Here is a 9672-nt window from a genome sequence, read left to right on the forward strand (position 1 = left end):
ACGGCCGGGGAAACTCTCGAGGGTGGGTGGAAGGCGGTTGGGGAGCGGGGCACAGAGCAAGTGTTGGGTGCCACGCTCCTGGGCCACGAATCCAGCAAGGTGGTAGCAGCGGCGTTGCTGGGTGCGCACAACCTAGGCCCGGCGGTCCGGTTCTTTCATAGGCTCCGTCAAGGACGCCCCAAGGCCGCCCGCGGCCTACAACCGAGAAAGTGCCGGCTGCCGGGGCGTCAGTTTAGCGCCGGTTCCCGCCGCGCCGCTAGATGCCCTGTTTCTGGAAGTCGCGGGGAACCACAACCATGGGCACGGGCAAGGAACGCAGAATCTTGTTGGCTGTGGAGCCGATGAAGATTTTTCGGTGCTCGGCCAGGCGGCTGGAACCCACAATGACTAGTTCGCCGGACTTCCAGCCGATGCCGTCCACCGCTTCTTCAATGTTGCGGCCGTGGGCCAGGGTGAGCGTTACTTTGTTGCGTGGCAATCTGGCAGCAGCCTTGGCCAGCACTGTGTTGACGTGCTGTCGGGCCGGGCTCAGGGCATTGTTTAGATCGAAGTCTGCCTGTTCCAGCTGGTCAATCTCCACCACGGAAACCAGCCGCAGCGGGACATTTCGCCGCCCGGCAGCCGTGATGCCGACGTCGAGCACGGCCTGCCAACCTTCACGCATGCCTGTCATGACTGTCAGGCGGGTGAGCGGGTCCCTGCGGTTGTAGCCGCGCGGGGCCAGCGCCACTGGGACGGGGGACGCGTGCAGCAGCCCGTTCGCCACCGAACCAAGCGTGAACCGCTTGAACACGCCGTTGCTGGCGGCACCCACCACAATGAGCGCGGCGTCATCTTCTTGGGCTACGTCGATCAGGCCGTGCACAAAGGATTCGGCCGAGTGGGAGGAGAAGGTGGCGCTGACGTCGCCGGGGACCATGGCCAAGGCACGTTTCTCCATGTCCGGGTCAACAGCCTTGCCCCCATGCGTGACGTTGACCAGGTGCAATTCCGCTCCTTGGGTACGTGCAATGACCCCCGCAAGAGCGACGGCATCCGCGCCGCGCTCATCGGGGCGGTATCCGACAACATATTTCATAAATTCGACCCTTCGGCAGGCCCCGTGGACGCAGCTTTACCACGCGCACGCCGGGACGTTCGTAGCACTGACTGTACAGCCGCCGGGCCGGTGCCGGACAGGGTTTTCGTAAGTGATTTTGTGGTGGGGTGTTCGACGCCGGCGGGAGACAGGGCTGCCGCGCATCCCGTTGGGGTGTTTCGGTGGCGGGTTGGGAGCGGTTCCCCGAAGATTCCGCCACCGAAACCTCCTGTGTGTTTAGGGCGTCCAGGAGAGGGACTTGCCCTTGTCGCTCAGCGCGCCAAGCCACGAAACACTGGAGTAGCCGCCCTTGTTCGAGCCGGTGGTTCCGACGTTTTCCCAGATTCTCATTGCACATCCGCTTTGAGGCTTCATGGCGCTGGCACGGTTACTCCAGCCGAGATCTGCCAGATTATGGTATTTCCATGTGCCGCCGCCGCACGATGCGGCCGAGTTGGCAGTGGCAGTGAAGACCTGGTTGCCGCCACCATAGTTGATGTCGTCATAGAGGTATCCGAGGATTAGGGTCACCGCCAGTGGCGCAACCCCTCTGGCATTCTGACTCAACTCCTCGAAAGCAGCTTTGTACTCTGCGGCCGTGCTGGCCTGGATGACTGGCGTGCCAGTCAAGACTTCCGTTGCAGCGACCCAATCGTCGCCTTGGGGATAGCAGTTCTGCATTCCTGTAGCGACTTGAATGACACAGGTTTGACTGGCTTGGGCCAGGGTTTCGGTGGCTTGTGTGGCCGCAGTTGCGGGGGGCACCGATCCGAACCCGAACCCCGCCACTGATAAAAGTGTCACGGAGAAAGCCAAACTTTTTCCCAAAATCTTCAATTTTAGTTCCTTCAAATTGTGCCTTAATATGATCTAAGGCACCTGCCGCTTTCGTCGCAGCGGCTACGTCATTCTGGTTTTCAGTAACTCTTCGACGGGAGAACTGTGCCCCAATCTTACTGGCTTCCAGGCAATCGAAGCTTTACTTTTTCACAGATTTCCTCCTGGGACAGCACTCTTCCGGTTGCGTCGGTCAAGGGAAACACTCCCAGAATATTGTTCGGCTGCATGCAGACACCCAAAGGCGGCGCCGTAGTGATGGGCCCGCGATTTTCTTCCGGCTCAACTGTTTTCCCCGGTATCAGATACCCGTACGCCCAGATGGCTCCGCAATTGCTGATCGCCCCCTCAATATTCAAAGCAGTTTCGCCATCCACCAGCGCAACATCGGTATAACTTGAGTCAGATGATTGGGCGCTGTAACAACGAACGGTGAACTGGGTTTGGTGGAGCGTGGCAGGGATGATGATGGCCCCGGCCGTGATGCCCACGGCCAGAACCCCCGCGCTGGTGATTAGGCCAATCTTGCGCCGCTTGGCACCTTGCTTTCTCTTGATGATGGAGTGTTGAGTGGCGTCCCAAATACGGTCCATATCACTGCTGGTGGGCCAGTTCTGTTCTTGTGAATTCGACATGGTTCCTCCTTCAGGCAGCACTGTTGAGTAGGGCGCGGAGTTTGGACTTGAGCCGTGAAAGTCTGTTGCTCAGGGCAGATCGGGTAATGCCCAAGCGTTCTGCCGCGTCCTCGTAGCGCAGGCCCTCAATAAGGCAAAGGTGGAAGATTTCCTGGTCCGTAGTTGACATGCCGGCAATTTCCTTGGAAAGGCTCGCAACGAGGGCTGCATCAATGACTTGATCCTCCATTGCTCTCGAGCCGTGCCGGAGGTGGGGAAAGTCGTCTATCGAGGAATGGGTGCGTTTCCATTCCTTCTTCTGAATGTTGCGGCAGTGCAGTCGGCATACGGTGGCAAGCCACGGCATGAGTGAGGTATCGGCGAGTTCTATGTGCTTGGATTTTTCCCAAAGCAGGATGAATGTGGCCTGCACAGCATCTTCGCTGAGTTCTTTGGAGCCAAGGAAACGACGGGCAATCAAAGCAACTGACGTGAAATGGCGATTGTAGATGAGACGAAATGCCTCTTCATTGCCCTTCCGGATAAGGGGCAGCAGATCGACGTCTAAGGTCATGTCACCGGCTGCTGGCGCATCCGTATGCTGTGACATGACACCCCCCAATTTCTTATCGATCTGCTGCCCTCATATCTATATATGTCCCCAGAATGAGAAACGGCTCAGAATACTTTGAAAAGTTTTATGAGAATCTGCATGGGGCAGCGACGCGCATACTCTGCACTGCAATGTTGGCAGAGAGAACGGGGACTGGCCAGTCAACCGTGGGGCCATCGGTGCCGCATCGCTCAGGTCCGCGCAAGGAGACCACACTGTGTCGGTGACGGATAAAGGCCTAGGTAGCGGGTATCATTGACAGAGAAGCCCCACCGGGTCGTCCCCCAATAGACCCGGTGGGGCTTCCTCCATGCCCGGCGGTGGCGAGCAGCCAAGACGTTCTAGCTGGACTCAACCTTGGGTTCGTGCACCGTGCTGGCCGGGCGCCGTGAACTTGCGTGAATCAGCACACCCCACAGCAGTGTCCCTGCGCCGGTCAGGGTCAAAGGACCGGCCAAAGTAGCAATCTTCTGCGGCCACGGGATGTCTTGGAACATGCCGTCGCCCACAGACTGGGTGCCCAACGCCAGCGGAAACATCAGCTGGGCAAACAACACAAAAGCTGCACATGCCAGCAAGATGCCACCTGCAGCAAAGGCCGGAGTGGCGGACAACGCCACAGGACCCGTGGACTCGTTGGGGCGCACCACCACCAAGATGGCCAACACGACCAAGCCAAACACGGCCAGGTTTGGCTGTGCCTGATTGAGAATTACTATCCATGGGATTGGCCAGTCCCGGTAGGTGGAGTTGCTCATGGCCTCCATGTTGGGTGGAAAGAAGTCATGGTAGAAAACTGACAGAACCGTCGCCGCCACAGCACAGATGGCCACGGATGCCATACCGGCCCGCATTGCCTTGGCGTGCTCCGGATGCTGCCTTGATCCCCTGAACAGCATGAATGCCACTAGGGCGGCACCGGCCACAATGAGCGGCAGCCCCACATCCAGGATCAGCCATCCCCAGGGTGTTACGGGCATCCCAAGAAAATCTTCCGGCGCTGCCTGCTTGGCAGCCGGAATCACAGTGCTCGCATTGAGGACAAAACCCCGGCTGCCATGCTCACCACGGCGGCAGTGATGCCAACAAACCATGTCCGCAGGGTCCATGGCGCCTGTGCTGGAGTCGGCCCCTCCACAAGCGGCCCCTGGGCGTGGTCCGTGTGGGCTTCCAATGATTCGGGCCCAGTGTTGGGAACCGCATCAAGGAGCACGGGAGATCGGGACGGTGGCTCGGGGATGGTTCGGGATCCCGAACCACCAACTGGAAATGATTCTGTGGGGACACTTTTCGGCTCGGGAACATCATCACCACCGGGCTGGAACATTGCCGGATAACGATCGTCAAAACCCATGTTGTCCATGCCCACCCCAATGCGCCGTGCCTCTTACAGAAGATTCCTCCAAGACTACCCAGCACCGGGCATCGCGCTTCTTTGTGACAACAAAGCGGGACCCCAAGTGGGAAAAGTGTCTCCCCGGGGGGCCGCCGTGGGTCCCCACACCCTCCCAACTGCCAGCGCACTCGCAGAGGGCCCGACGGGCGCGTGGGCCCGTTAAGTTGCTTAGACTACTGCGCGGATCGCGTCGCAGAGGACGTCCAGGCCGTCGTTCAGGAGCTCGTCGCCGATGACCAGCGGGGGCAGCAGGCGGATGACGTTTCCGTAGGTGCCGCAGGTCAGGATGACCACACCGGCCTGCAGGCAGGCGCCAGCGATGGCCTTGGCGGCCTCGGCGTTGACTTCCTTGGTGGTGGCAGCCGTGCCGGGCTTGACCAATTCGATCGCCATCATGGCGCCGCGGCCGCGGATTTCACCAATGATGTTGGCCGCGCCCATTTCCTCAACGAGTGCCGTGAAACGGTCCGTGACAACCTTTTCAATGGTGGCGGCGCGACCGTTGAGGTCGTGCTCCTTCATGGTCTTGATGGCTGCCAAAGCGGCGGCGCAGGCAATCGGGTTTCCACCGTAGGTGCCACCCAAGCCGCCTGGGTGGACGGCGTCCATGAGGTCGGCGCGGCCCGTGATGGCAGAAAGCGGCAAGCCGCCGCCAATGCCCTTGGCCATGGTGATGATGTCCGGGACAACGCCCTCGTGCTCGGAGGCGAACCAGGCGCCGGTGCGGCAGAAACCGGACTGGACCTCATCGGCGATGAAGACAACCCCGTTTTCCTTGGCCCATGCGGCCAGGGTGGGCAGGAAGCCCTCGGCCGGGACAATGAAGCCGCCCTCGCCCTGGATCGGTTCGATCAGAATGGCGGCAACGGAGCTGGCACCGATCTGCTTCTCGATCATGGTGATGGCGCGGCGTGCCGCTTCCTCACCCTTGATGTCGGCTTCTTCGCGGAAGGGGTAGCTCATGGGTACGCGGTAGATTTCCGGCGCGAACGGGCCAAAGTTGGTCTTGTACGGCATGGCCTTGGCTGTCAGGGCCATGGTCAGGTTGGTACGGCCGTGGTAGGCGTGGTCGAAGGCCACGATGGCGTCACGGCCGGTGGCCAGGCGCGCAACCTTGACGGCGTTCTCTACGGCTTCCGCGCCGGAGTTGAACAGCACAGTGCGCTTCTCGTGGGTGCCCGGGGTGAGTGCGTTGAGCTCCTCAGCAACAGCCACGTAACCCTCGTACGGGGTGACCATGAAACAGGTGTGAGTGAAGTGCCCCACCTGCTCGCGGACTGCATCCACCACATTGGCGTCGGATGCGCCAACGCTGGTGACAGCGATGCCCGAGCCCAGGTCGATGAAGGAGTTGCCGTCAACATCCTTGATGATGCCGCCGTCGGCGTCTGCAACGTAGACGGGTACGCCTGAGGCCACACCGGCAGCAACAACTGCCTTGCGGCGGGTCTCGAGCTCCACGGACTTCGGACCGGGGAACGCTCCAAGAATCTGGCGCTTCTGCTCAAGACGGAACTGGATTTCAGACATGAAAATACCTTTCGGGAAGAACTAAGAATGTGAAGTGGGGGCGGACTACGCGTCCAGGTTGCTCATGACGTGCTTGATCCGGGTGTAGTCCTCCACGCCGTACATGGAGAGATCCTTGCCATAGCCGGACTGCTTGAACCCGCCGTGCGGCATCTCGGCGGTGAGCATGATGTGGGTGTTGATCCAGACGGCACCAAAGTCCAGGTCGCGGGAGACGCGCATGGCCACGCCGTGGTTGGAGGTCCACACGCTCGACGCCAGAGCGAAATCGACATCGTTGGCCATTTCCACGGCCTCTTCTTCGGTCTTGAACGTCTGGACAGTGATGACAGGACCAAAGGTTTCCTGTTGCACAATGTCATCAGTCTGCTTCACGCCGTCAACAACTGTTGCTTCGAAGAAGAAGCCCTTGTCCCCTGCGCGCTTGCCACCGGTGACAACCGTTGCGTAGTCGGGGATGTTGGCAACAACTTGGCTAACTGCGTTGAAGTGGTTGATATTGTTCAACGGCCCAAAGTAGTTCAGGGAGTCGTCATCGTGACCTGTTTCCAAACCCTTGGTGGCCGTGGCCAGGGCGGCGAGGAACTCGTCGTGGGCAGATTCCTCAACCAGTACGCGGGTAATGGCCGTGCAGTCTTGGCCGGCGTTGAAGAAGGAGAATTCGGCGATGGACTGGGCTGTCTTGCCCAGGTCTGCATCGGCGAAGACGACGGCGGGCGCCTTGCCTCCCAGCTCAAGGTGGGCGCGCTTGAGTCCCTTGGCGGCACCCGTGGCGACGGCGATGCCTGCCCGGACGGAGCCGGTGATGGAGACCATGGCCGGAATTTTGTGGTCAACCATGGCCGCGCCGGTGGCACCGTTACCCAGCACAAAGTTGAGCACGCCCGCAGGCACAATGTCCTTGGCGATGTCGGCAAACACCATGGTGCTTTCCGGCGTGGTGTCGCTGGGCTTGAGGACAACAGTGTTGCCGGCAGCCAAGGCCGGACCGATCTTCCAGATCAGCATGAGGAACGGGTAGTTCCACGGGGTTACCTGGGCAATGACGCCCACGGGTTCGCGGCGCACATAGGAGGTCATGTTTTCCATGTACTCGCCTGCGGAGCGGCCCTCCAGGAGGCGTGCGGCTCCGGCAAAGAAGCGCAGCTGGTCCGCACCTGCCCCGACTTCTTCGGCGGCAATCATGGCCTTGACCTGGCCGGTGTTGCGGTGCTGGGCTTCAACGATCTCGTCGCTGCGGGCCTCAATGGCATCGGCAAGCGCCAGCAGCACGGTTTGGCGCTGGCCGGGGGTTGCATGCTTCCACGTTTTGAAGGCTGTGGCGGCTGCGCTCATGGCAGCATCCACATCGGCCTGGGAGGAAATGGGGGCCTTGGCAACAACCTCACCGTTGGTGGGATTGACGATGTCCAAGGAGTCCGTGCCGGAAGCCGGGACAAATGCGCCGTTGATGAAGTTCTGCAAGGTCTGGCCCACAGTGTTCAACCTCTTTAGCTCGATAAAGGAAGCGGGTGATACACCGCATATGCGAAATCCTAAGCCCGAGGAAGCCCCTAAGCGAATAGCCATGTGCACCACGTCACCCAGTGGACGTAGTGCGTTTGTATAGTTGTTACATGGCACTTTCCTTGGCTGACCTTCTTGCTGTCCCCGGCTTGTCCTTGAAGAACCTGGGTTCCGTGAGAACACCTCTCACAGCGGCCATCGACTGGGTGGCCGTCACCGAGCTGGAAAATCCCCAGTCATTCCTCAGCGGAGGCGAGCTTGTACTGACCACGGGAGCCCGGCAGGGTACGGCCGATGCGCAACGTTCCTTTGTGCGGCAGATTAAACGAGCTGGAGCTGTTGGCATCGGTTTTGGGGTTGGTTTTGAGCATGCAACAGTGCCCGCGGCCCTTATGGCCGAGGCCGACCGCTGGGCGGTACCAGTTGTTGAAGTTCCCTACAGCACCCCCTTTATTGCCATTGGCAAGCTGGTTGCCGACGCCCGATCATCGGACCACTACGCCAAGTTGGAGCGGCTACTGCGTGAGCACCAGGTGTTGGCGCGCGCGCTGCTGACAGGCGGCGGGCTGCCTGCATTGTTGCAAAAGCTCTCCGCCATGGTGGCCGCGGATTTGGTCATCACCCAGTTCGGCGGCGAGGTTGCCACCACCGCCCCTGGGGCAATTCCGGACGACGGCGCATGGCATGCCGTTGCGTTGTCCACCGGGAAACGGGATTCCAGCACCCTGTGGCTGCGCAAGCCAGTCCACGACGACGGAATAGTTGACTATGCCCGCGGGCTCATCAGCATTGAACTGAACAACCTGGTGCAGCGCCGGCACACCGAACGCCAAATTGCCGGCCAGGTCATCGCCGACATCTCTAGGGGCACCCTGGATGCCGCAGATTCATCCGCCAGGCTGGAAAACCTGGGCATCGTCACAACAGCCAAGAACTTCGTTTTGCTGGTGCGGGCCGAAGAAAGCCAGTTCACCACCCTTTCCACCATCTCACTACCGATCAAGCTGGAAACTGCTGTGGCCGCCGTCGTCAGTTCCGAGGGAAGCCGGGAGTTGGTGCTGGTGGTTCCTGCCCAAGCCGGCGATCCCACCGAGCTGGGCCGGGCCCTTAGCCACCAGATGCACAACGTGGGGATCACGGCGCCTGTGGGCATTGGTGGCACGTATTCCCAAGCCAATGGTTTGCGGTGGAGTTATTTTGAGGCTCGTGAGGCTGCCACCCGGGGATTGGAAGTCAATGCCCCGGAGCGGCTGAGTTTGACGTCGCTATTGTTGGCCAGCGAGGACGTACCCATGGCGGACATGGCGGCCGAGGCCTTGGGCCCTCTCACATCCTTTGACGCCTCACATGGGGCCGAATTGGTGGATACCTTGGAAACGTATTTGCGGCTCAATGGATCGGTGGCGGCTGTGGCTGACGCCCTAGCTCTGCACCGAAACACTGTCCGCTACCGGCTCACCCAGATTGCCGAGCTCACCGGCTACGACCCCGCACTGACGCCTGACCGGGTGCAGTTGTGGCTGGCCCTGGCAGTTCGCAGGCTGTCCCCGCCGGCCTGATTCATGACCCCCTCGAGGAGCGGGGCCGTTGGATCAAGCCAGCGGGGACGGGCCGCTGTTATTTACGCGGCGCTGCTGTTTACGCGACGCTGCTGTGGGTGAACCTGCGGACCAGCAGTAGCAGGCCAAGACCGGCAAGAAGAGCCAGGATGGACAAGTAGATCGGCCACAGACCGGATCCTGTGTAGGCCAGCTGAGCAGGTGCCGCTGCGCCCAAAGCCTGCACGCCGGAGCTCATGCCCTGAGTGTTGCTGCCTGTCACCGTGGGGGTAACGTGAACCACCGGAACTTCCGGGGTTACGGGGGTAACGGGAGTCACGGGGGTTACCGGAGTGACAGGAGTAACTGGGGTTACCGGAGTGACCGGAGTCATGGGGGTTACCGGAGTGACCGTATTGGTGACGTGTGAGCCGTTGGAAATGGCGTTCCCCAAAACACCCACAGCGTTGCCGGAAACATTCACCGGCACCGTGATCGGAGCAGCCACCTGAACATTACCCAAAACATCACCCACCGCACCGCCGAGCAAACCGCCACCA

The 9672-nt window shown here is 60.6% G+C and carries 8 protein-coding genes and 1 pseudogene; 1 reads left to right on the forward strand and 8 read right to left on the reverse strand.

Annotation, left to right across the window (positions count from 1 at the left end; all coding sequences use genetic code 11):
* Positions 1–256: 256 nt before the first annotated feature.
* The 7 genes from ACX80Q_RS18385 to ACX80Q_RS18415 form a co-directional block, all read right to left on the reverse strand.
* Positions 257–1078 (reverse strand): universal stress protein, encoded by an 822-nt coding sequence (locus ACX80Q_RS18385; RefSeq protein ID WP_459331988.1) that lies wholly within the window; start codon positions 1076–1078, stop codon positions 257–259.
* Positions 1079–1315: 237 nt separating this feature from the next.
* A complete protein-coding gene (locus ACX80Q_RS18390; protein ID WP_459331989.1) occupies positions 1316–1915 on the reverse strand; it encodes a hypothetical protein in 600 nt (199 codons plus the stop codon).
* 116 nt (positions 1916–2031) lie between these two features.
* Positions 2032–2550 (reverse strand): hypothetical protein, encoded by a 519-nt coding sequence (locus tag ACX80Q_RS18395; protein WP_459331990.1) that lies wholly within the window; start codon positions 2548–2550, stop codon positions 2032–2034.
* 10 nt (positions 2551–2560) lie between these two features.
* Positions 2561–3139 (reverse strand): RNA polymerase sigma factor, encoded by a 579-nt coding sequence (locus ACX80Q_RS18400; RefSeq protein WP_459331991.1) that lies wholly within the window; start codon positions 3137–3139, stop codon positions 2561–2563.
* Between the two features lie 344 nt (positions 3140–3483).
* A complete protein-coding gene (locus ACX80Q_RS18405; RefSeq protein ID WP_459331992.1) occupies positions 3484–4122 on the reverse strand; it encodes a hypothetical protein in 639 nt (212 codons plus the stop codon).
* Positions 4123–4706: 584 nt separating this feature from the next.
* Positions 4707–6068, reverse strand: a complete 1362-nt coding sequence (gabT, locus tag ACX80Q_RS18410) for a 4-aminobutyrate--2-oxoglutarate transaminase (RefSeq protein WP_459331993.1) — start codon at positions 6066–6068, stop codon at positions 4707–4709.
* 45 nt (positions 6069–6113) lie between these two features.
* Positions 6114–7544, reverse strand: coding sequence for a gamma-aminobutyraldehyde dehydrogenase (locus ACX80Q_RS18415; RefSeq protein WP_459331994.1), 1431 nt, complete (start codon positions 7542–7544; stop codon positions 6114–6116).
* 140 nt (positions 7545–7684) lie between these two features.
* Here ACX80Q_RS18415 and ACX80Q_RS18420 point away from each other — a divergent pair, with 140 nt between their 5' ends.
* Positions 7685–9133 carry a PucR family transcriptional regulator gene (locus ACX80Q_RS18420; protein ID WP_459331995.1) on the forward strand — a complete coding sequence of 483 codons (1449 nt, stop codon included), beginning with the start codon at positions 7685–7687 and terminating at the stop codon, positions 9131–9133.
* A gap of 79 nt (positions 9134–9212) precedes the next feature.
* Here the strand turns inward: ACX80Q_RS18420 and ACX80Q_RS18425 are convergent.
* Positions 9213–9672, reverse strand: a pseudogene (locus tag ACX80Q_RS18425) (hypothetical protein); the annotation flags it as partial.

The sequence above is a fragment of the Arthrobacter sp. HLT1-20 genome (assembly GCF_054510895.1).

Excerpts from the sequence above, each read along its gene's own strand:
- ACX80Q_RS18420 (WP_459331995.1), top strand. The coding sequence starts at position 7,685 with ATGGCACTTTCCTTGGCTGACCTTCTTGCTGTCCCCGGCTTGTCCTTG.
- gabT (WP_459331993.1), bottom strand. The coding sequence starts at position 6,068 with ATGTCTGAAATCCAGTTCCGTCTTGAGCAGAAGCGCCAGATTCTTGGA.
- ACX80Q_RS18400 (WP_459331991.1), bottom strand. The coding sequence starts at position 3,139 with ATGTCACAGCATACGGATGCGCCAGCAGCCGGTGACATGACCTTAGAC.
- ACX80Q_RS18405 (WP_459331992.1), bottom strand. The coding sequence starts at position 4,122 with ATGCCCGTAACACCCTGGGGATGGCTGATCCTGGATGTGGGGCTGCCG.
- ACX80Q_RS18385 (WP_459331988.1), bottom strand. The coding sequence starts at position 1,078 with ATGAAATATGTTGTCGGATACCGCCCCGATGAGCGCGGCGCGGATGCC.
- ACX80Q_RS18395 (WP_459331990.1), bottom strand. The coding sequence starts at position 2,550 with ATGTCGAATTCACAAGAACAGAACTGGCCCACCAGCAGTGATATGGAC.